This is a genomic window from Kribbella sp. NPDC026596 (assembly GCF_040638415.1).
In the GTDB taxonomy this organism is placed as follows: Bacteria; Actinomycetota; Actinomycetes; order Propionibacteriales; family Kribbellaceae; genus Kribbella.
In genome coordinates this window covers 1-20922 of record NZ_JBEZYF010000105.1, presented here as the reverse complement: position 1 = coordinate 20922, position 20922 = coordinate 1, and the positions used below count along the sequence as shown (strand labels likewise).

The 20922-nt window shown below is 68.1% G+C and carries 17 protein-coding genes and 1 pseudogene; 7 read left to right on the top strand and 11 right to left on the bottom strand.

Annotated elements, in window-relative coordinates:
• Positions 1-78 precede the first annotated feature (78 nt).
• Complete coding sequence (locus AB0E63_RS43870) at positions 79-942, bottom strand: serine hydrolase domain-containing protein (RefSeq protein ID WP_360380074.1); 864 nt, start codon at positions 940-942, stop codon at positions 79-81.
• Between the two features lie 83 nt (positions 943-1025).
• Between AB0E63_RS43870 and AB0E63_RS43865 the strand changes: the two genes are divergently transcribed.
• Entirely contained in the window at positions 1026-1607 is a 582-nt protein-coding gene (locus AB0E63_RS43865) for a helix-turn-helix domain-containing protein (protein WP_360380072.1), read from the top strand.
• On the opposite strand, the gene AB0E63_RS43860 is transcribed toward AB0E63_RS43865, so the two are convergent.
• Both AB0E63_RS43860 and AB0E63_RS43855 read right to left on the bottom strand, forming a co-directional pair.
• Complete coding sequence (locus AB0E63_RS43860; RefSeq protein ID WP_360380069.1) at positions 1576-2712, bottom strand: MFS transporter; 1137 nt, start codon at positions 2710-2712, stop codon at positions 1576-1578. The two genes, AB0E63_RS43865 and AB0E63_RS43860, sit on opposite strands and share 32 nt — an antisense overlap.
• A gap of 23 nt (positions 2713-2735) precedes the next feature.
• The gene (locus AB0E63_RS43855) at positions 2736-4037 is read right to left on the bottom strand and encodes a BNR-4 repeat-containing protein (protein WP_360380066.1); all 1302 of its coding nucleotides are present in this window, start codon (positions 4035-4037) and stop codon (positions 2736-2738) included.
• Between the two features lie 93 nt (positions 4038-4130).
• On the opposite strand from AB0E63_RS43855, the gene AB0E63_RS43850 reads away from it, so the two are divergent.
• Complete coding sequence (locus AB0E63_RS43850; protein WP_360380064.1) at positions 4131-4763, top strand: LysE family translocator; 633 nt, start codon at positions 4131-4133, stop codon at positions 4761-4763.
• On the opposite strand, the gene AB0E63_RS43845 is transcribed toward AB0E63_RS43850, so the two are convergent.
• From AB0E63_RS43845 to AB0E63_RS43830, 4 genes are all read right to left on the bottom strand, one after another.
• The gene (locus tag AB0E63_RS43845) at positions 4760-5764 is read right to left on the bottom strand and encodes a DUF2278 family protein (RefSeq protein WP_360380062.1); all 1005 of its coding nucleotides are present in this window, start codon (positions 5762-5764) and stop codon (positions 4760-4762) included. The two genes, AB0E63_RS43850 and AB0E63_RS43845, sit on opposite strands and share 4 nt — an antisense overlap.
• Positions 5765-5774: 10 nt before the next feature.
• Positions 5775-8033 carry a hypothetical protein gene (locus AB0E63_RS43840; protein ID WP_360380060.1) on the bottom strand — a complete coding sequence of 753 codons (2259 nt, stop codon included), beginning with the start codon at positions 8031-8033 and terminating at the stop codon, positions 5775-5777.
• The gene (locus tag AB0E63_RS43835) at positions 8033-11110 is read right to left on the bottom strand and encodes a hypothetical protein (RefSeq protein ID WP_360380057.1); all 3078 of its coding nucleotides are present in this window, start codon (positions 11108-11110) and stop codon (positions 8033-8035) included. The genes AB0E63_RS43840 and AB0E63_RS43835 overlap by 1 nt, the downstream gene beginning before the upstream one ends.
• A gap of 133 nt (positions 11111-11243) precedes the next feature.
• Entirely contained in the window at positions 11244-11816 is a 573-nt protein-coding gene (locus AB0E63_RS43830; protein WP_360380055.1) for an NADPH-dependent F420 reductase, read from the bottom strand.
• A 96-nt stretch (positions 11817-11912) separates the two neighbouring features.
• Between AB0E63_RS43830 and AB0E63_RS43825 the strand changes: the two genes are divergently transcribed.
• Complete coding sequence (locus tag AB0E63_RS43825) at positions 11913-12395, top strand: MarR family transcriptional regulator (RefSeq protein ID WP_360380052.1); 483 nt, start codon at positions 11913-11915, stop codon at positions 12393-12395.
• A 45-nt stretch (positions 12396-12440) separates the two neighbouring features.
• Here AB0E63_RS43825 and AB0E63_RS43820 read toward each other — a convergent pair.
• Positions 12441-12772 (bottom strand): annotated as a pseudogene (locus AB0E63_RS43820) (SDR family oxidoreductase).
• A 256-nt stretch (positions 12773-13028) separates the two neighbouring features.
• On the opposite strand from AB0E63_RS43820, the gene AB0E63_RS43815 reads away from it, so the two are divergent.
• Positions 13029-13805 (top strand): inositol monophosphatase family protein, encoded by a 777-nt coding sequence (locus AB0E63_RS43815; RefSeq protein WP_360380049.1) that lies wholly within the window; start codon positions 13029-13031, stop codon positions 13803-13805.
• A gap of 5 nt (positions 13806-13810) precedes the next feature.
• Here the strand turns inward: AB0E63_RS43815 and AB0E63_RS43810 are convergent, their stop codons facing one another.
• Positions 13811-14251 carry an SRPBCC family protein gene (locus tag AB0E63_RS43810; protein WP_360380046.1) on the bottom strand — a complete coding sequence of 147 codons (441 nt, stop codon included), beginning with the start codon at positions 14249-14251 and terminating at the stop codon, positions 13811-13813.
• Positions 14252-14554: 303 nt separating this feature from the next.
• On the opposite strand from AB0E63_RS43810, the gene AB0E63_RS43805 reads away from it, so the two are divergent.
• Complete coding sequence (locus AB0E63_RS43805) at positions 14555-15373, top strand: LLM class flavin-dependent oxidoreductase (RefSeq protein ID WP_360380043.1); 819 nt, start codon at positions 14555-14557, stop codon at positions 15371-15373.
• A 54-nt stretch (positions 15374-15427) separates the two neighbouring features.
• Here the strand turns inward: AB0E63_RS43805 and AB0E63_RS43800 are convergent, their stop codons facing one another.
• Entirely contained in the window at positions 15428-19600 is a 4173-nt protein-coding gene (locus AB0E63_RS43800; RefSeq protein ID WP_360380040.1) for a BTAD domain-containing putative transcriptional regulator, read from the bottom strand.
• 172 nt (positions 19601-19772) lie between these two features.
• Between AB0E63_RS43800 and AB0E63_RS43795 the strand changes: the two genes are divergently transcribed.
• The gene (locus tag AB0E63_RS43795) at positions 19773-20135 is read left to right on the top strand and encodes a hypothetical protein (RefSeq protein ID WP_360380037.1); all 363 of its coding nucleotides are present in this window, start codon (positions 19773-19775) and stop codon (positions 20133-20135) included.
• 35 nt (positions 20136-20170) lie between these two features.
• Positions 20171-20524: a hypothetical protein gene (locus tag AB0E63_RS43790; protein WP_360380035.1), complete on the top strand. Its 354-nt coding sequence runs from the start codon at positions 20171-20173 to the stop codon at positions 20522-20524.
• Between the two features lie 108 nt (positions 20525-20632).
• Here AB0E63_RS43790 and AB0E63_RS43785 read toward each other — a convergent pair.
• Positions 20633-20922, bottom strand: a 290-nt coding sequence (locus tag AB0E63_RS43785) for a hypothetical protein (protein ID WP_360380032.1), incomplete at its 5' end; no start/stop codon positions are given.

The following is a 20922-nucleotide window of genomic DNA, read 5'->3' as shown; positions in this document are numbered from 1 at the left end:
TCGTCGGGGTTCGGCGTGAACGTCCGCTGTGAGCTCTCCAGCGTGCGCGGGTTCGGTGCGGTCCAGGACAGCAGCCGATCACCCCAGAACGAGGGATCCGAGCTCGACCGTCTCCGGGGTCAGGATGCGTACGCCGTCCACCTCGCCGACCAGTGACACGTAGAACCGCGCCATCCCGCGAGCCGTCGCGAACCCGCCGACCGCGGCCAGTCCGGCGGTGCGGTACTCGAAGCTGTTCCAGATCTTCTCGGCCCCCGGCACCCACAGTGGATTCGGCCGATGCAACTCCGTCCACGGTCCGTCGACGAGAACACCTTCCGGCGCGACCATCGTGGTCGCGCGCCAATGCAGCTCCTCAGGCAGGCCGATCCACACCTCCAGCCCGAGCGGTACGGCGTACTCCGCGGCGAAGAACTCACTCACGGTGCGGCCGTCCACGCGTCGTACGAGCTCGTCGACGAGCCAGCCCCACGTGATCGCGTGGTACATGAACGCGGCCCGCGGATCCGCCGCCGGCGCCTGCGCGGCCAGGTGTGCGGCCATCACGTCATGGTCGAGGAGATCGGCGTACCCGGCCTCGACCCAGGGCAGCCGGGCCTGATGGGACAGCACCTCGGCGATCGTGATGCCGCCCTTGCCCTCGGCACCGAACTCCGGCCAGTAGCGGCTGAGCGGATCGTCGAGCGAGACCTGGCCGCGCTGGACCAGCAGCAGTACGCACGCCGCCGCGAGACCCTTGGTCCCGGAGAACATCAGCTGGACCGTGTCACGATCCCAGGCCCGGCCGGTCTCCCGATCCGCCGTGCCGCCCCAGAGGTCGACCACCAGCTGCCCCTGCTCGTACGCCGCGAAGGCGGCACCCAGCTCGGCGCGGTCGGTGAAGTTCCGCTCGAGCGCCGCGGCCACGTCCTCGAATCCCGGTGCTGTCCAGCCGTTGATCATGACGGCGATAGTACCGATCGTTCTTATCTAGCGCCAGAGAGATAACACCGATCGGTATTCTGGTCGGCAGGAGGTGGTGCGGTATGCCGGTCAAGGCCGGAGAACGACTGGACCCGGAGGCGACGAAGGCCCGGATCCTCGCGGCGGCGGCGGACGTGTTCATCCGGCGCGGCATCCACGCGGCCGGGATCAACGACGTGGTCGAGGCGGCCGGCGCGTCCAAACTCACCATCTACAAGAACTTCGGCTCCAAGGAGGGCCTGGTCGAGGCGGTTCTCATCGATCGCACGCAGCGGGTCCGTGCCTGGTACAACCACGCCGTCGAGCAAGCCGATCCTGGCCGCGAACGGGTTCTGGCCGTCTTCGACCTGGTCGCGGGCTGGTACGCCGAAGCCGGGTTCCACGGCTGCGCGATGATGAACGCGGCCACCGAGGATCGCAGCCGGGACGGCGCGCCGCGACGTCTCGCCCAGGAGCATCTCGCCTTCTACCGCGACCTGTTCCGCCGACTGCTGAGCGAGGCCGGCTTCCGCGATCCCGAGACCACGGCCCGCCAACTGGTCGTCGTACTGGAAGGCGCGACGCTGATCAGTGCCATCGACCGGGATCCCGGGCTCGGCGCGGAGGCTCGCGTCATCGTGGAGACGCTGCTGGACGCGGCCTGAGGAACACGGCACACACGACAACGCACGCCGCCGCGAAGCCGGCCGCCACGAAGAACGCGGCCTCGAACCCGGCCTGCTCCGCCACGAGCCCGCCGAGCGGACCCGCCACCATCACGCCGAGATCCCAGAACGACGTCATGACGCCCATCGACACCCCCGGACGCAGTCCCCGCACCCGATCCAGGGTCATCGACACACACGCCGGATAGACCAACGCCATGCCGCACCCGGCCAACGCGGTGAACACCAGCGCACTCACCGGACCGGTCGCGACCGCAAGGCCGACCAGGGCGACGATCTCGAGCGCGACGGTCCACACCGCGACCGTGCGACCGCCGTACCGATCGACCAGCGGACTGCCCACGAACCGCACCACCAGGAAGGCCGCCGCGAACACCGTGAGCGCGACGTGGTCGACCGCGATGTCGTCGGCACGCAGGCGCAGGACCAGCAACGCGGCGACTGTGCCGTAGCAGTACGCCGCCAGCCCGATGGTTGCTCCTGGCAACGGTACGCCGGCCGGCGCCAGATCGCGGACCCGGCGGATCCGGACCAGCGGCTCGACCCGGTTCGCATCGGCGCGCGTTGTCGACACCAGGATCGCCGACGAGACGGCGAGCCCCACCACGACCCACCAGACCCGATGGTCCCCCACCAGCGACGCGATCACCGGCCCAGCTGCCAGTCCGCCCCACATCGACAGCCCGAACCACCCCGCCAGCCGTCCGCGTTGCGACATCCGGGTCCCGGCCAGCACCCACGGCAGCGCGCCCGAGAACAACGCCGCCTCCCCCGCTCCCATCACCAGCCGGGCCGCCAGCAACACCACCAGGTCCGGCGCCACCATTTGCCCAAGGCCACCAACAGCCGCCAGAACTCCCCCGGCCAGTACGACGGGACGCGACCACCCCGCATCCGCCAGCCACCCCGCGAACGGACGCGCACACGCGGTCGCCAGGAACGCGATCCCCACCGCGGTCCCACTCTCCAGCGCACCCCCGCCGAACCTCTCCGGCACGTACGTCGGCAATGCCTGCAACGTCGCCCCGAACGCGAGGTATCCGCACAGCACTGCCACCCACAACCGCCGTACCGGAACACCCATGGACGAGATGGTACCGTTTGGTACTATCTCTGTCTCGGAGTGTCCCGCAGCACGATCTCGCAGTCGTAGTGCTGGGATGCGGTCATGCCGCCGCGGAACCAGAGCAGCGGGACGCGCGCGGGATCACCGGGCGCGACGATCGGGCGGAGGTTGTCGGTCCCGGAGTCCTCCGTCACCGGTGTCCACGTCCAGGTTGCGCCCGCGTCCGCCGTACGGGCGTGGAAGATCTCGTGGTGCGCCAGTACGGTCCCGTCGCGGGGGTCGACCGGCGTGGAGACGTAGAGCGAGTCCAGGTCGTACGGATCGATCGCAACGAGCCCGGTGTAGTCGTTCTCGTGGATCAGCAGACCCGCTCCGGCCTTGGCCAGGTGATGGACCTGCCACTTGCCGCCGGGAGCGAGGCGACCGTAGAAGAAGCGGTGATCCGGCACCGGATGCTGCCGCGCGAACGCGTCCTCGGGATTCTCCGGAGTGTCGTGGCGAGCGAGTAGGACGGTGGCCAGCGACCCGTCCGCTCCGCGCCGGATGTCGATCGTCCAGCAGTGCGTCATCGGCTCGCCGTCCCACTTCGACCCGGCCGCGAGCACAGTGGTCAGCTCCACCTGCGACGGCGCTTCGCCGTCGAGCGCGACCGGGTCGACGACGGTTCCGTCGGTTCGGTGCAGTGCACCGGCCTCGAGGTAGCCGTGGTAGATCGAGTTGTCGTAGTCGCGCGGATGGTGATCCGTCGTCACCAGGTCGACGCGAGTCGGCGTCGAGACGTACCGCGTGTACCCGTTGACGTAGCCGACCTTCGGCCGGGTGAACAGCTTGCCTGCGTAGCTCCAGGTGTCGCCCTCGTCGTCGGAAACCAGCGCGCACGGGTCGTCGTTGACAGCTCGCGCGAAGCAGTACAGCCGTCCGTCCAGCTCATGCAGGTTGGAGTACGTGACCCCGCGACCGCCGGTGAACTCGCTCCAGTCGAACGTCCGCTCCGGTCCCCAAGTCCGCGGATCACCAGGCGCGCTCACCCGCCACCGCGTCAGGTCGTCGGTCTTGTGCTTCGTGTACACCGCCAGCCAGCGGCCATCCGTACGACGCCACAACGCCGGCACATCGTGGTCGTCCGCCTCGAACCGCTCATGCAGTACGACGACCTCACTCGAACCGGATCGCAGATCGACGACGGTCAACTCGACGTTGCCGGCCCGCTCAGCTCCCCCAGGACCTTCCGGGGCCGCTATCGACCCGACCACCAGCAACTGGCCGACCGGATCCACCAGCGCCCGCTCGTCCTGGAACCAGCACCACGCGCCGTTGTCATTGATCACCCGAGGCTCACCCATGGGCCGACAGTTTGTCAGACATCCACACCCGTCTGGCAAGCGCTTGCCACCATGTGGTCAGATCCTGTCGGTGGTGCGTGAAAGACTCGCGGCATGCTGATCGACCAGCACCTTCTGCTCGCCTTCCTGCTGACGACGACGATCGCGATGATCACGCCCGGTCCGGACATGCTGTTCATCCTCGGCTGCGGGATGCGCAGCGGACCGCGAGCCGGTCTGCTCGCGACAGCCGGTGTTGCCACCAGTGAGGCTGTGCATGTGGCGCTGGCAGCGGCCGGGCTGGTCGCGCTGTTCGCGGCGGTGCCGGTGGCCTTCACCGCCGTCCGGATCGTCGGCGCCGCGTACCTCATCTACCTCGGTGTGCAGATGATCCGGCACCGGAACGACGCCGTCGACGATGCACCCTCCGCCGGCGCCGCGATGTCCGGGCGGAGGGCGTATCTGGCGGGCCTGACCACGAACCTGCTGAATCCGAAGATGGTGACCTTCACGATCGCGTTCCTGCCGCAGTTCGTCGATCCCCAGCGCGGGCAGGTCTGGCTGCAGTTCGTTGTCCTCGGCGCCATCCTGATCGTGCTCGAGTTCCTCGTCGACGGGACGGTCGGGCTGCTCTCCGGCCGGATCGGTAGCTGGCTGCGCACCCGTCGTACGGCGCGACGCAACATCGACACCGCCACGGGCGGCATCTTCATCGGCCTCGGCGTCCGGCTAGCGCTGCTGCGCTAGAACACGACGGTCCAGCCGGAGCGTTGGGCTTGCTCGGCGGTGTAGGCGACGCCATGCACCTTCAACCCGGCGTTGTCGAGGAGAGTGATCTCGCCACCTTTGTTGCCCAGCTGGACGGTCGGCGGCAGGTGGATCAACAGCGTCGCACCGGGCTCGAGGACACCTGCTGGGATCGGGCCGACGTGCAGTGCGCGATCGACCACGTGCCAGCCGGTCAGGTCGACCGGATCGGGTGACGCGTTGAGCACGGTGATCGTCTCGGCTTCCGGCGCGGGGCCGACCGGGTTGATCAACGCGGCGACGATCCGTACGGCCTCGGCACCGAACTCCTCGACCGGTGCGTCGACGATGGTGTGGCCGGTCTTGTCGTCGGTGTGCCACGACTGACTCTGGAACGCCAGGAAGATCCCCACCCAGCGTTGCTGGTCCGGCAACCCGATGATCAGCGCGCCGTCCTGCCAGACCCCGTCGTCCTTGCGGAACGTGCCGACGTTCCCCTGGTTCATGTGGATGTCGTGCACCCCGTTGCCGGGCCGGAACCCGAAGATCTTGTCCGGTACGCCGTCCTCCGGCCCCCACCGCTCGCCGAACGCGTACACGACCGCGGCCGGCTCCCGGATCGCCCGCTGCACCTGGTCGTCGAGCAGGTCGCTGAGATCGTTGCCTGGTCCCTGCACATCGGCGGGCAGCGGCCGCAACAACGTGCGATCGAACAGCGTCTGCCGCACATAGTCCAGGTTCACCCCGGCCGGTCCGGTGTCGAGCCGGTGCCACCCCGGCGCCAGCCCGGTCAGCTGTGCGGTGACCGGATGCCGGAAGTCCTCGTCGACCCGGTACAGCAGCTCCGACGGGTACTCCTGCGACTTCACGTTCACCGCGATCCGGTAGTTCGTCCCGTCCGGTTCCACCAACTGGATCTGGTAGTGCGGGGTGTCCGATCCACTCTCCCGGCGTGCGCCGACCACTCGGCCGACCAGTACGCCGTACGACTTCAACGGCATGGCTCCTCCATCACGGGTACCGATAGTTCGACAGCTCGCTCTCGAGCCGCCGGTAACGCTCTTCCAGGTCCGCACGCTTGGACTGCTTCGGTTTCGGCTGCTTCGGTTGGGCGCCGACCGGCCGCAGCGACCCCTCGACGAGCCGCGCGAACTCGGGCAGGTCGGCGTACCTCGGGATCTGCTGCTTAGCGGCGTACATCGCCAACGCGCGACGCTCCCAGCCACCATTGGACGGCGGGAACCGGATGAGGTGATGCAGCACCTCCTCCCACGCCAGCCGGCGATCGGCCTTCGGTACGGCGACCTGCTGCAGCAGGATCGTGCACACGCTGGACGATGCGACGCTCGCGAGCACCCGCGCGTCCTCGAAGAACGGCACCGAGGTCAGCGTGTCCTTCGACATCAGCGAGTGCGACCCGACGATCTCGTTGAAGGCGCCGTTGTCGGAGGCCTGGCCGAAGACCGAGTCGGCCTTCTTGTTCAGTGCCGCGGTCGCCGCGTCGCCCTCGTCCAGCAAGACCTGGAGATCCTGTACGGCGAAGCGCATCAGGAACCCGCCTGCGCCGGGCGCCGCGGTCGGTAGCTGCTCGGCCTTGTGGTCGATCGCGAACGCGGCGAGTAGTGCTTGGCGGCCGCGCTCGTTCAGATGACCGCGGTCGTGGAGGTAGCGCACGAACTGGTCGTAGTTGCTCTCGGTCCGGCCGTCGTCCCGCTTCCGCGGTTCGAGGGCGGCGGCGTGGCGTTCGAGTTGGAGATCCACCTCGGTCTTGTCGCCCTTGCGCTCCGGCTTCGCCGCGCCCGCCGCGAGCGGCCAGTGTTCGGGGGCCACGTTGGCGGCCAGCCTGCGACGCTCGTCCTCGCTGAGGAGGGTCAGAATCAACGGGACCCACTCCCGGAGTTTGTGGGTGGCGCCGGCGACGACCAGAGGTTTCGCCAACGTGCCAAGGGATTCCAGGTTGAACTGCGCGAGCGCGTCCTTGATCGGAGTCGGCAGTTCACCGGGTTCACCGGTGGCCTTGTGTTCGAGATTCTCCAGCGCGTGCAGCAAGGTGTGCGCTGTGTCTTGCGCCGACGGGAATGCAGGGTAGGCGTGCCGCAGACTAGGGGTCGACATCCGGCTGGTGCTCAGCCGACCAGCGCTCTGCGTCTTGGTGCCTGCGTCGTACGCCGGGAAGCGCAGGCGACGGTAGAGCTTGCGCTGCAACCGTAGCCGCTCGGTCGCGTCCGCGGCGACGAACTCGGGACGGCGCTTGGCGACGTCGGCCACGAACCGCTTGAGGAAGTCTTCGTCGCTCTCACCATCGAGCTGGGCGGGCCGGAAGCCACGCAGCTCCACCAGCTCGACCACGTTGGAATGGAAGAACCAGTCCTCGACGCCGTGTAGCAGTTTGCCGAGCCGGACGAGCAGCCGCTGCCGACCTGCGGAGTCCTCGCGTTTCAGGGCCCGCCAGTCATCCTCGAGCCCGGCCAGCCCTTCGGCCAGGTAGGTGACGTAGTGGGCATCCACCGCGTTCATCACCCCGACGTCGCCGTCCTTCAGGTTCGCCTGTCGACGGCTTGGCTGATAGAGCGGCTTCGAGGGTCGTTTGCTCGCATCCCACACGTACGGCGGCTGGTCGGTGTGCTCATGTGGGTAGTACTGCGTGAAGAACTCGTCGTACACCTCGTCGACCCGGTTGGCCGGGATCGGCTTGATCGTGCCCCAAGTGCCGTCCGAACGCTTTTGTACGTCCTGAGCAAACAGGAAGTGGGTCGCCCCTTCGATGAACAGCCGGAAGAACTCACCCAGATAGCCGTAGTGCTTCGCGTCATTGGCAGCTGCCCGATCGATCGGCGTACCGAGCAGGGTGTCGATCCAGGTGTCGGCACCGGCCAGGTCGGCGTACGTGTCCGAGGGCAGCAGGGCGAGGATGCCGCCAATCGCGCCTACTCCGATCCCGGCGCCCTCGATCACGTCGGCCGCCGTACCCGACGTCAGGCTCTTGAGGTACTGCGACGCCGCGAGCGCGGCACCGGCGCCCAGAGCCGCCAGGCCGCGCAGCAACTGGGTCTGATCCTTCGTCTGCGGGATGACGAAGTCCCGCCAGATCCGTTGCTTGGCGAAGATGTACGTGACCGGGTCGCGGAACTGGGAGACGTCGGTCAGATAGTTGCCGAGCTCGAGATAGGTCAGGTCGTCCGCGGTCAGCCGAGCGCCGTCGAGGACCGCAGGCGGGACGGTCTCCCTGGTGAACAGGAAGATGTCCCGATGCCTGGAGATGTCGCCCATCAGGCCTCGACCCAGTCGCCGTCCTCGTTCTGCTCCCAGACCGGCAACGCGTCGTCGGCGCGGAGCTTGACCAGGTTGGTCGGCACGCGGACGATCCACGGCTCACCCTGCGGTACCTCGTCACCGGGCCGGTCGAGTCGCTCGGCGAGTTCGTCGGCGATCGGCAGGTACAGCGGGCTGGAGATCGTCGGCAGCGGGCCGCCGTTCCAGATCTCGCCGAAGGTGAGGAAGTGGTCGATCGCCCCCTCGAAGCCGGGCCGGGCCGGCACGCTCACCCGGCAGAAGCCGGCCTGCAAGAAGTCCACGAACGCCGGATCGGGATCGTCGTACCCGAGCCGTTCGTCCCACTGGTTCTTGCTGCCCCAGAAGTACGGGTAGCTGACCCAGGTGATGTGCTCCCATTCGAAGGCCTGCTCGAAGAACCGCACGTACGCGCCTTCGGCGGCCGCCTCGGGTACGTCGACCTGCGGCAAACCGTTGACCGGTGAGTCGACGACCGCGTCGAACAGGTCGAAATGCTGATCGGTGAGGATGCTGAGACAGTTCTTCTGCAGCTCCCGGCGGATCGTGATCTGGTTCGTCCCCGGGTTGCGGCCGCGGATCGCCACGCCGGCCTGGAGCTTGAGCTGGGCGAGCTTCTCCTCGTAGTCCGACACCTGCGCGTTGTGCGCGGCAAGCAGTTTCGCGTAGGTCTCGAGCCGCCACTTGTCCAGCGCCCGGTCGGTCCGCTGGCACTTCACCTCGATCGCGACCGCGACCTGCGAGACGTGGAAGCTGTCGATCGCGAGCGGGATCGAGTCGCGCTCGTCGTCCAGCGGCGTCGTGAACAGCCACTGGCCGTTGCCCATCCGCTGGGTCCGGCGCCCGAGGACGACGTCCACGCTGAAGTCGGCCTCCCAGATGTTGCAGACCATGCCGACGCTGCCGAACACCGCGCGGTAGCCGTCGTCGATGGTGATCTGGGCGGAGTGGTTGTAGTTGGTCTTGCTGTCCCCGCCACCGCCCTTGAAGTCGGCGGACTTGGTGCGGAAGAGCTCCGGCGGCGGCGCGACGTCGGTGGCTCCGCAGACCTTGACCCAGTACGCGTAGTTGCTCTCGGTCAGCTGGGCCGGGGTGAGCGTGAAGTCCGGCGGCTTGGTCAGCGTGAGTGCGCTGTTCTGCGCCGACTCCATCGCCGCGATCAGGAACGCCGCGGGCTCGGGGACCATGAAGTCGAACATCATCCGCAGGCCGTAGTTGAACATCTGGGCCTGGTAGACCTTGTTCACCCACTGGTAGACGCCGGAGATGTGCCCGGCGCCGGTCGTGTTGTCGAGCGTGTGGACGTTCTTCTCGATGGTCTCGGTCAGGGCGCGGATCGTCGTACGGTTCAGCACGCGCTGGGCGATCTTGCGCGAGGTCCGCTCGGTCACGTCCTGGGAGAACGTCGTCGCCGACTTGGTCGCCTCTTCCTTGGAGCGGGAGAACGAACCCTCCGCGCTGGCGGCGAACTCGACGGTCGGGCCGTAGCTACCGGAGATGCTCAGGCCGGCCTTGAGCGCGACGTCCTCCTTGATCGTCTCGCTCGCCTCTCGGGTCATCTCGAACCGGTCGGTCGTCTCCAGCTCGTGCTCGTCGGTCGTGCTCGTCTCGGTCTCGAAGACCGTGATCGTCTCGCTCTCCTCGCGGCGCGTGTGCTCACGCGACTTCAGCTCACCCTTGAGCACGTTCTCGATATGCGCGACGTCGACGGCCTCGTAGCCGGTCAGCTGCTGCTTGACCAGCAACAGATCCGCGACCCCGGCCGGCGCCACGGCACCCTTGGTCTGCGGCACGCTTCCGCTCATCGGCAACGGCGGGAAGCCGAGGACCCCGCCGGTTCCGAGCACACCCCACCCGGTGGTGACGGGCGTCGTGACGGAGATCAGTGCGTCGCCGAACCGGACGAACGAGCGCTTCTCGGGATGCCCGGCGACGAGCTCGAGCTCGCTCACGGTCGTCGCCAGGTCGGCCTGCAGCCGCTGGGTGATCTTGTCCAGTGGCGTCGTACCGAGGTCGACGCCGCGCTTCTTCAGTACGGCCTGCGTCGTCTTCGACAGCCGGTCGGCCGCGGTAGGCTTGAGCACGAACCCAAGCTCGGCGAGTGCGACCGGCGTGAACCCCGCGCGAGCGGACAGCACCACATCCGGTGCTGCCACGAGAGTCTGCGCGAGTTCGGCGTACGGTGTGCTGATCTGCAGCGCCCCAGCTCTCTCATCGGGCTCGCCTCCATTTTCCCCCTCGCGGCCCACCTGGCCCTTCAGGTGCTGCGCGCGGAGCACTTGGGTGTACGTCGCCGCGCTGCTCACCGCATTCGTCAGGACCGTCACATCCGGCGCGGTGGTGTGTTCGCTCGCGACGAGCTCGGTGGCGCGGAAGTGGATGGATTCGAGCCCTGCCAGTTCGGAGACCGCGCCACGCAGCGCCTCGTGTTCGGTGAGTAGCTCATCGACGCGCTTGCGGCGGTCGTCGAGGAGTTTCTGCCGCTGTTCCTCCAGCTCCTTCTGCGCGTCGCTGGTCGACAGCCGGGACTTCAGCTCGAGCTCGACCGGGAGTCGCAGCGAACGGCGCCGGCGGCGGGCGGTCATACCCGGGGTGTGCTCGGCCGCGACATCCGCGATCAGTTCGGCGGTGCGCAGCTGCCTGGTGAGCCGCTCGATCGGGCGGCTGTGCAGCTGCTGCAGCACCTTGATCGCGATCAGACTGTCCCGCAGGCGCCGTACGGTCTCCTTGTACGCGTCGCCGTCCACCATGTCAGCCGCGGAGCTGCCGAACTGGTCCTCGATCGCGTTGGCGATCTCCTCCCACGACACGTCACCGGTGGCTTCGAGTGCGTCGATCCCGTCCGCGAGCTCGTCGAGCCGGCGGCCGAGTGGCGTGTCGCCGATCCCCGGTACGAAGTCGTCGGAGCCGGCGAACTCGGCCGACACCGCTTCGATTCCCTGGCGCCCACCCCCGGATGCCACGACTGCCCGCAGAGCGTCCTGATACCCGGACTCCTGCTCGAGTTCGATCGACGGCTGCTCGGGGTCCTGTCCGACCGCGGGCCGCAGAAGCATCAAGCGAAAGAGATTCTCCATAACCTACGGAGACCCGGGAGGCCCGCCTAATACAACGGGTTCCCGGGTCAACGTTGTACAGCTCAGACGTCGTACTGCTTCAGACGTTGTCCTGCTTCAGACGTTGTGCTGCTCAGACCAGGCCGAAACCGCCGGTCCAGGCAACCTTCTCGCCGACGGCGAGGGTGAGCTGCAGGAAGCCGAGGGCCTCGAGCTCACGGGCGCGCTTCAGCGGTCCGGCGTCGACGGCGCGCAGGCCGCCCTTGCTGACGACGGCGGCCAGCAGGTCCTTGGCTTCGGCGTCGTCACCGGCGATCAGGACCGTGGTCGGCACCTCGCCGGCCTGTCCGGTCGCGACGGTGGCGGCGAAGGTGGTGTTGAAGGCCTTGAGCACCTTGGACTCGGGCAGCTTCTCGGCGAGCTCGGCGGCGGCCGAACCGTCGGCGGGGACGACCAGGGAGTCGAAGGTCTCGAAGTTCAGCGGGTTCGTGATGTCGACCACGACCTTGCCGGCCAGCTGGTCGGCGCGCTCGGCGAGCACCTGGGCGAGCGCCGGATACGGCACCGCGAGTACGACCAGGTCGCCGGTGACCGGGCGGGCGGAGTCACCGGAGTCGAACAGCTCGACGGTGCTGCCACCCTGCTCCACGACGGCCGAGATCGCCTGGCCCATGTTGCCCTTGCCGATGATGCTGACGTGCGTCATGACTCTCTCCTGAGCTCGAATAGTTGTACCTTCAACCATCACGATAGCACCAGATGGTTGTAGCTACAACCATCTGGTGCTGGCAGAATGGTCGGCATGACGACGCGATGGCTGGACGACGGCCAGATGACTGCTTGGGTGCGGCTGGCCGCCGTACTCGAGCTCCTGCCCGGCGTCCTCGACACCCAACTGCGGCGGGACGCGGGGCTCACGCACTATGAGTACTACGTGATGGCGATGCTCTCCGAGGCGCCGAAGCGCACCCTGCGGATGACCGCGCTCGCCCAGCAGACGAACGCAACCCTCCCCCGGTTGTCGCACGTCGTGAAGCGCCTGGAGGACCGCGACCTGATCGAACGCTTCCCCTGCCCCGAGGACGCCCGCGCCACCAACGCCCGCCTCACCCCGACCGGCTGGAAGAAGATCCGCGCCACCGCCCCCGGCCACGTAGCCACCGTCCGCGAACACGTCATCGACGTCCTCACCCCCGAACAGATCTCCCAACTCGCCGAGATCACCGGCGCCATCCTCAAGTCCGTAGACCCCGACGGCAACCTAACCGCCGTCTACCGCCGCTAGTCCCCCACCGACCAGCCCCCCGACGGCGGCCCGCGCGCACTCTCGTCAGAGCACGGAGAGCATGCCGCCGTCGACGTACAGCACCTGGCCGTTGACGAAGTCGGACGCCGGCGCGGACAGGAAGATCAGCGCGCCGATCAGGTCCTCGAGCTGTCCCCACCGACCGGCCGGCGTGCGCTTGCGGACCCACGCGCTGAACTCCTCGTCTGCAACCAGCGCCTTGTTGCGCCCTTGGTCGCGGCGTACGGCGCGATGCCCGGGCGCACGGTCTCACTCTGCACCGAGCAGATGTTGATGATCTTCCCGTGCCCGCGCGGAACCATCCGGCGGGCTACTTCGCGGCCCATCAGGAACGCGCTGGTGAGATTGGTGTCGATCAGCCGGTGCCAGTCCTCGTCGGTGAACTCGGTCAGCGGCGCCCCTCGGCCAGCGCCCGGCCGATCCCCCGGCTGGATCCGGTGACGAGCGCCGTACGTCCGGAGATGTCGAAGAGACCGTCGACCTTCATACAGTCACCGCCACGGGGATCGGGGATTCCCGTCGAGGATAGCCAGGACGTTGTCGACGGCAAGGTCCACCATCGCGGCCGGGTCGCCGGTGACTTCGGCGTACCGCGTGAGGTTGGATGGCCGTATGAGCGAACTGCGTGATGTCGAGGTGGCGATCGCGGCAGCCGAGGCCGGCGCCGCTGTGGTCCGGGATCGTTTCGGTGGCGTGCTGGAGCGGTACGCGAAGTCGGCGACCGATTTCGCCACCGAGGCGGACCTGGAGGCCGAACGCGCGATCCTCGCCGTCATCCAGGGCGAGCGTCCCGACGACGCCGTGATCGGCGAGGAGTACGGCGCCAGTGGTGAGGCGGCTCGCACCTGGTTGGTGGACCCGCTCTGCGGCACCCTCAACTTCGCGGCCCAGAACCCCTTGTTCTCCGTGAATGTCGCGCTGCAAAGTCCGACCGGGGACGTCGCCGCGGTCGCTCAACCACTCACCGGCGAGATCTTCTGGACCGACGGAACCACGGTCGCCATCCGCCGCGACGGTGTCGACACCGCAGTCGTCCCGTCCGCGACCTCGCGGATGGTGAACATCGACATCGACGGACCGCCCGGCACGGAGTTTCTCGGCGCCCAACTGCTAACGGACGAGAAGATCCGGGAGGCCTTCGCGCTCCGGGTCTCGTCCACCACCCTTGCGCTCGCCTGGGTCGCTGTCGGGCGCCAAGCGGCGTACATCACCGACGGCAGCCTCCGCGATAGCGTTCACTTCACGGCCGGCACCATCCTCTGCCGAGCGGCCGGCGCCACCGTCAGCGACTTCCACGGCAACCCTCTCCACACCAACCCCGGCCTCGTCGCCGCCGCCGACTCCGAAACCCACCAGCATCTCCTCGACCTCATCGCTCCGCATGCCTAGCCCGCTCAGCGGGATTCGAGCAACGTCTTGAGCGTGGCCAGATCCTTGGCGTTGGCGCGCCGCACCGCGGCCGACACCAGCGGCGCGGCCATCCCAGCCAAACCTGACGGCTCGCCACGATTGCGCAGAGTCATCCGCGTCGCCGCGCCGACAATCGGCGCCCACTCGTAGGTGGTCTCCATCGGGAACGGCCCTTGCGCGGTCCGCATCACCAGCCGATGATGCGCATTCAACTCGGTGACCTCATAGGTATAGACGAGCCGCCGCCCCAGAAACCGTGCAACAAACTCCATCTGCGCCCCGACCACCACCGGCAACTCACCCCGCCAGCGGACCGACTCGATGTTCGCGTACCACTCCGGCGCATGGGACGGATCCGTCACATACTCGGCCACAACCACCACCGGCCGATCAATCACAACCTCCGTCAACACGTCAACACCCATCGCCCCTCCTCCACTCGAAGGTACGCCGAGCCGTCGCCCGAAGCCGCGACTTCCCCGGGCGAACCCCCACCCCAGCCACCACTCCTCCCACGCGACAACTTCCCCCAACCAGGCCAGGCGGACCCTCCCCCCAACCACCCGCCTCTCGCGCGGCAACTTCCCCCACCTGGTCGGGCGAGCCCTCACCCCAACGACCGCCCCTCCCACGCGGCGACTTCCCCCGTCGGGCGGACCCTCGCCCAACCACCGCTCCGACCTCAAGGTGGGTGCTGTTCTGTCGGTGGGAGTGGGTAGGAAGGTGACATGAGATTCGGCGTGATTCTTCCGGGTGGAACGGCGGTCGAGCAGCTCGAGCAGGCGGTGCTCGCCGAGGAGGCCGGCTGGGACGGCGTGTTCGTCTGGGAGGCGGCGTACGGCGTCGACGCGTGGAGCTTGCTGTCCGCCATCGCCGCCCGGACCAACCGGATCCGCCTGGGCACGATGCTGACCCCGCTCCCCTGGCGCCGACCGTGGAAGGTAGCGAGCCAGGTCGCGACCCTGGACCAGATCTCCTCCGGCCGAGCAACCCTGGCGATCGGCCTCGGCGCCGTCGAGACCGACCTCCCACTCACCGGCGAGGAGCTCGACCTCCGCACCCGAGCAGCCATGATGGACGAGGGCATCGACCTCATCCGCGAACTCTGGGCCGGCCGCTCCACCTATCACGGCGAGCACTACAACTACACGTGCGCCCGCGACGACCTAGCCCAGGTAGGACGCCCGGTCCAAGAGCACATCCCGATCTGGGTAGTAGCCGCCTGGCCAAGACCCAAGTCAATGCGCCGAGTACTGCGCGTCGACGGCGTACTCCCCCAATACCCGCCCGACCAAGACTCCCCCACCGAACTCCGCAACCTCCGCACCTGGCTCACCGACCACGGCGCCTCCCCCACCCTCGACATCATCGCCGAAGGCGAAACCCCCGCCGACAACCCAACCGCTGCCGCCACCCTCATCAAACCCTGGTCAGAAGCAGGCGCCACCTGGTGGCTGGAAACCCGCTGGCAAATGCCCCACCACTCCCCCGAACGCATGCACGACGTCCGCACCCGAATCACCGCCGGCCCACCAACCACCCTCTGAGAAAGGCGTCGTGCATCGTCGTATCCCCAGGCGTGTGGTCCGGGGCAGCCGAGATCAGGGGCAGGTCTTCTCATACGGGCGGTCGGCGAACGCCTGGGTCCACTCCTCGCGGGTGAGGTTGCGACCCGCCATTGTGCAGGCGTAGGCGATGGCTTGATCGAGGCGCGTGTCCCAGCGGTACGTCTGTCCATCGTACGCGGCGATGGTCACAATATCGTTGCCCTCAGCAAAGGCTGGCGAAACGGCGACCGGCCCGGCTCCGCTGAATATCGTGACGGTGCCGAGGAGGTCGAGTGTGTGCGCGTCCCAGAGGCTGACGGTGCCGTCCGTGGCGCCCGACACCAGGTGTGAGCCGTCGGGTGAGAAGCGGACGGACAGGCCTGCACCGTTGTGTCCGGAAGTCGGCGCGCGTCTGACCTGTCTCGACTGCGCATCGATGGTGAGCACCTCACCGTTGAGCCCGATGACCGCGATAAGGCGACCGTCGGGTGAATACGTCGCGTCGTTGACGTTCAGCCCATGCAGATCGCCCTCCGAGATCACCGTGCCGGTGGCAGTATGGATGGTCTGCCAGTGCTCGTCGGAGTTGGTCTTGGAGATGATGAAAAGCACCGCGGTCTCACCGTCCGGTGACCCCGCAGCAAGAATGGCCAGCCCTGGGACCGTTTCGCTGGGCAGCAGCGTCTCCGCGTCGAAGAACCGAAGGTAGCCGAGCGAGTCGCCGACGGCGAGCCGGTCGCCGTGTTCGACGTAGGTCATCGAGAAGATGTGCAGGCCCAGGTTCTCCTTGCGCACCGTGCCGGTCTGGGAGTCCACAACTGCGATCTCGTCGATATCGTTGATGGCGAGGTGCCGGCCGTTCGGTTGCCACGTTGCGGACCACCACGATGCCGTCGATGTTTTCTCTCCCAGCTGGAGGCCGAGACGCGCGGGTCTGGTGGTGGCGCCGGTCGTCGTGTCCGCGAAGCTCACCCAGGAGTCCTTGCCGTAGCGCCACAGGTAGGCCGTCGTCCTTCCGTCGTCGGAGGCAAGTACGTGCAGGTAGTCACGCGCGGGCACGGCGTGCGTCCGGTGAACGTATGTCCGGTGCCCGGACAGGTCGTAGACGCGGATGACGCCCTCGTTGCCGCCGGTGTACAGCGTCTGGCCGTCGGGACTGAAGCCGACGGCCGACGACGCTTTCGACGTCTTGATGCGGTCGCGGGGCGTGCCGGTGGCCACATCCCAGACGATGATCTCCCCGTCTTGCGAAGCCGAGCCCAGCAGCGTGCCGTCACCGGAGAAGGCTAGGCGGCCGGGCGGACCCGCGTGCCCGCGCAGCAACTTGACGGTCTTGCCGGCGTGCGCGTCGACCAGACCTGTGCTGTACGTCCCGTCCTGGTTCGACAGTTGGAGCGCCAGCAGGTCGCCTCGCGTGCTGATGCCAGTGTTGAGCGAGCCTCGGAGGTCGGGGCGCTGCCACTTTCGCTTGCCCGTGGCCACATCGTAAGCGGTGAGTGGCGACCCGCTGTAAATGGTTTGGCCATCTGGGCTGAGTGCGATGCCCTGGTCCCCACGCGGGACGGCCACTTCGCGCGGCGCTCTGCCGGCCGAGCCGAGGTCCCACACGAGCAGCCGCACCCCCCTGTCAGGCTGTCCGGGCACCGCCATGACGCCGGCAGCGAGATACCGTGAGTCGGCGCTGAAGGCGATGTTGAGGTACGGGCCGGTGCGCGGCGGGACGGCGAGGGGTAGCGGGTCGAGGGTCTCGGCGTCGAGCAGCCGAATCATCGAAGGGCTGGCGGTGGCCGCTAGGTACCGGCCGTCCGGACTGTAGAGTACAAGGCTGAGCGAAGGCGCGACGCCCTGCGGTGCGAACGAGTATGAGTCGGTTACCCGACCCGTACCGGGGTCGAACAGGTCGAAGGCCGCCCGGTCGCCACTGGCAGCGATCCGGATTCCGTCGGGAGACACCGAGATGGTGTTCACAGACCCGCTTGGGGCAGGGAACGATCTGACCAACTTGGGGTGTTTGTCGATCGCCGCCACGAGGTTTGCCCGGGTCTCAGGGGAGTCGTGCAGCCTGGCGCCTTGCGCGGCGAGCAGCAGCGAGTGGCTGATGCCCTTGGTCAGCTGTGCGCGTGCCCCGACCCGGCGCGCGAGCTCGCTGGTCGCCGTCCGTTCAGCGCGTTCGGCCTGGCGGACGGCGACGACGCCGGCGATCAGTGCGCCGACGAGCAGGAGGGCCGCGGCGCTCAGAGCGGCGCGGAGGCGGCGGTTGACGCGGACCTGGTGCCGGGCCTGGCTTTCGGCGGCGCGGAGCTCGGCCTCCGACAGTCGCTTGCTCTCGGCAAGGAAGTCTTGTTCGGTCGCTGTCAGGGCAAGCGTCGTACGCTCTTGCCAGTCCAGCGCCTCGGCGAGGCGGACGCCGCGGTAGAGCTCGCTGTCGGGGCGGCCGAGCGTGTCCCAGGAGTCGGCCATGGTGGCGAGATGGTGCAGGATCTGCTGACCTTCGAGGTCCTCGTCGAGCCACCCGCGTAGTCGTGGCCAGGCTCGGACCAGCGACTCGTGGGCGAGCTCGACCACACCAGCGTCGCTGGTGACCAGCCGGGAGCCAACGAGCAGATCGATCATCGCGTCGTTCTCAGGCCCGGTGACAACCAGCCGCCGTGGCAGCCGGCTGCGGATCGGCTCACCCTCCGGGCCAGGTGTGATCAGGCGCAGCATCAGGTCGCGCAGTACAGTGCGCTGCTCTGCCGGGATTCGCCCGTAGATCTCCTCGGCGGATTGGGCGACCGCACCCCGGATCCCGCCCGAGGCGTGGTATCCCGCCACCGTCAGAGTGCGGCCTTCACGCCGTTGCCATGTCTCGGCCAGTGCGTGCGACATCAGCGGAAGTGCGCCCGGCTGGTCGGCGACGTCGTTGACCAGCAGGTCGACCAGACCTGGCTCGACGACCAGTGAGGCCAGTCGGGCCGGATGTTCGATCGCTGCCCGTAGGTCGGTCTCGGTCATGCCGGCGAGCAGATACAAACCCTGCTCCACGATGCGGGCGAATCCGGAATGGGAGGAGATGTCGGCCAGCCGATCGGCGCGGAACGACAAGATCAGCGGCGCCACGGCCTGGTGGGCGCTCAGCGCGGTCAGAAATGTGTCGCGCTCGGCGGTGTTCTGACACAGCGAGAACACCTCCTCGCACTGATCGACGACGAGCGCCGGCGGCGCGCCCTTGGCCGGCATCGCATCGGCCAGCGCGGCGACCGGATGCGTCCCAGGCGTCATCACCACGACGCGGGTCCCATCCCGCCGCAAAGCAGGCGCGACCCCTGCCCGCACCAGCGAGGACTTGCCACAACCGGACGGGCCAACCACCGCCAGCGCCGAGCTCTCGGACAGCTTGCGCAGGCACGCCGCGACATCGGAATCCCGGCCGAAGAAGCCGTCCGCGTCGTCCACGTCGTACGACTTGAGGCCGAGATACGGGCAGTCCGGACTTGGCTCCGGCAGCGCGCTCTCCACCACCAATGACGGGTCCTGGCGCAGGATCGCCTGCTCCAGCACATCGATGTCCGGGCTCGGGTCCAAGCCGAGCTCACGATCCAGCACGCTACGCAGCCGCTGGATGGTCCGCAGCGCCTCGCCCTGACGGCCGGCCTGATACTGCGCCGTCGCCAGCAGAACCCAGCGGCGTTCGCGCAGCGGGGCCTCGGCCACGAAACCTTGCGCCTTGGCCATGACCTTGTCGTGTTGCCCCGACCGCAACGCCGCCTCGACGTACAGCTCCTCCGCCGCGCGCCGCAACTCCTCCAGCCGCCCCGCCTCGATCCGGCCAACGTCCCACCCGTCCAGATCGGTGAGAGGGCGACCCCGCCACAGCGTCAACGCATCCGCGAGAACCAAAGCGGACCGCTCAGCGTCCCCGGCCGCCAGCAGTTCGCGAGCACGGCCGACCGCGCGCTCGAACCGCTGCGCGTCGATCTCGTCCAGCGGTACGGCGAGGCGGTAGCCCAGCGGCAAGGTCTCGATCGCGTGGACACCGAGAACTTTGCGGAGCCGGACTACACAGCCCTGCACCACCTTCGGCCAAGAGGCAGGTACCTGCTCCCCCCACACCACGTCGGCCAGTTCCTCGGCGCTGACCACGTCTCCGGGGTGCACGGCGAGTGCTGCAAGCACGACCCGGTCGCGTCGTCCGAGCGCCTTCTGGTCCCCCTCGATCGTGAGCGGGCCGAGAACTGAGATACCCACCCCTCGACTCTCGGCCCCCCGAACCAGCCCGTCAACGGCAGCGATACCGCCGTGATACCGCACCCCAACCGACGCGATACCGCCTTGCGCGACAACAGGAACACCGAGCGACCGGCGTACCCGGACCGCAGCGAGCGGTCCCGCCGGACTCGAGGACAGGAGTACACGAATCATGTCCGCACACGCAGCGAAACCCACATCCCCGGCCCGGAGGAAAGGTCTGGCCGCGCTGACGGCGAGCGGCGCCGGCATCCTGCTCGCCCTCATGGCGACCGCCGCGCCGGCGACCGCCAGCAGCATGCAGGATCCCTACGTCCCGCCGGAGCCACCGGCGACTGTGCCGAACCCGGGACCTCCCACCTACCCGAACTACGACCCGCAGTACGAGGTCAGCCCTGTCGAGCAGGACAGCGGACTGGACACGACCTCGGTCGCGCTCGGTGCGCTCGGCGGCATCGCCCTCGGCGGAGCCGGGCTGGGCATCACCCTCGGCGTCCAGCGACGCCGCGACCACGCGGCGCCACACCCCGCCTGAAACCGTACGCCGCAACCACTCGAAGAGGAGGAATCATGAACCGCAAGTATTCAGCCGTCGCCATAGCCGCACTTGCGTTGAGCGCTGCGAGCATCGCGGCGACCGATGCGTCGGCACGAGAGGCCCCGGAGCCGCAGCATGGAAACACGACCCCAGAGCCCAACTACCCGAACTACGACCCGCAGCACCATGGGAACATGACGAACCCGGAGCCCAACTACCCGGAGTACAAGCTCGACGTGCCAACGTTGCCGGCAGATCCGACCGACGCGTCGGTGGACGACGCCGGAGCCGAGGCCCTCCAGGCCGGTGCCTCCGCATTAGGTGGCGCCAGCCTCGCCTTTGGCGGCATGTGGCTGTACCGGCGTCGCCACGCGCCCACGATCTAGTGTGGTATCTCGTTATTAGCCGGTGATTGATGTGAGTGCGACCGGCCTTCGTGCAGGGGTCTGTGCGGCATGCCAGAACCGGAAGAGCGACCAGCAGGGAACCCGCAGTTATCCGAGGCGCCGTAGCGCCGTCTCGACAACGACCTCGACCCGGGAAGTCATGCCGGGCACATCGACGCGACGGCGCCCAGCGACCTGACCACGGATCCACTTCGGCCCGCTATCGTCATAATGCAGCAGGGCATACAGGTCCCACCACGGATCGAGAGTCACCCCGGCGATCGACTCATAGAGCGACCGAAGCTGCTCCGACCACTCGGGCGAGTAGAGCGCCGCCAAGTATCGCCGACAGTGCCCGACGTCAATCGCGCGCGCCCCCCGATGGATGGAGTTCCAGT

Coding starts and splice junctions, on each gene's coding strand:
- AB0E63_RS43870 (WP_360380074.1), bottom strand. CDS start 942: ATGATCAACGGCTGGACAGCACCGGGATTCGAGGACGTGGCCGCGGCG.
- AB0E63_RS43865 (WP_360380072.1), top strand. CDS start 1,026: ATGCCGGTCAAGGCCGGAGAACGACTGGACCCGGAGGCGACGAAGGCC.
- AB0E63_RS43860 (WP_360380069.1), bottom strand. CDS start 2,712: ATGGGTGTTCCGGTACGGCGGTTGTGGGTGGCAGTGCTGTGCGGATAC.
- AB0E63_RS43855 (WP_360380066.1), bottom strand. CDS start 4,037: ATGGGTGAGCCTCGGGTGATCAATGACAACGGCGCGTGGTGCTGGTTC.
- AB0E63_RS43850 (WP_360380064.1), top strand. CDS start 4,131: ATGCTGATCGACCAGCACCTTCTGCTCGCCTTCCTGCTGACGACGACG.
- AB0E63_RS43845 (WP_360380062.1), bottom strand. CDS start 5,764: ATGCCGTTGAAGTCGTACGGCGTACTGGTCGGCCGAGTGGTCGGCGCA.
- AB0E63_RS43840 (WP_360380060.1), bottom strand. CDS start 8,033: ATGGGCGACATCTCCAGGCATCGGGACATCTTCCTGTTCACCAGGGAG.
- AB0E63_RS43835 (WP_360380057.1), bottom strand. CDS start 11,110: ATGCTTCTGCGGCCCGCGGTCGGACAGGACCCCGAGCAGCCGTCGATC.
- AB0E63_RS43830 (WP_360380055.1), bottom strand. CDS start 11,816: ATGACGCACGTCAGCATCATCGGCAAGGGCAACATGGGCCAGGCGATC.
- AB0E63_RS43825 (WP_360380052.1), top strand. CDS start 11,913: ATGACGACGCGATGGCTGGACGACGGCCAGATGACTGCTTGGGTGCGG.
- AB0E63_RS43815 (WP_360380049.1), top strand. CDS start 13,029: ATGAGCGAACTGCGTGATGTCGAGGTGGCGATCGCGGCAGCCGAGGCC.
- AB0E63_RS43810 (WP_360380046.1), bottom strand. CDS start 14,251: ATGGGTGTTGACGTGTTGACGGAGGTTGTGATTGATCGGCCGGTGGTG.
- AB0E63_RS43805 (WP_360380043.1), top strand. CDS start 14,555: ATGAGATTCGGCGTGATTCTTCCGGGTGGAACGGCGGTCGAGCAGCTC.
- AB0E63_RS43795 (WP_360380037.1), top strand. CDS start 19,773: ATGTCCGCACACGCAGCGAAACCCACATCCCCGGCCCGGAGGAAAGGT.
- AB0E63_RS43790 (WP_360380035.1), top strand. CDS start 20,171: ATGAACCGCAAGTATTCAGCCGTCGCCATAGCCGCACTTGCGTTGAGC.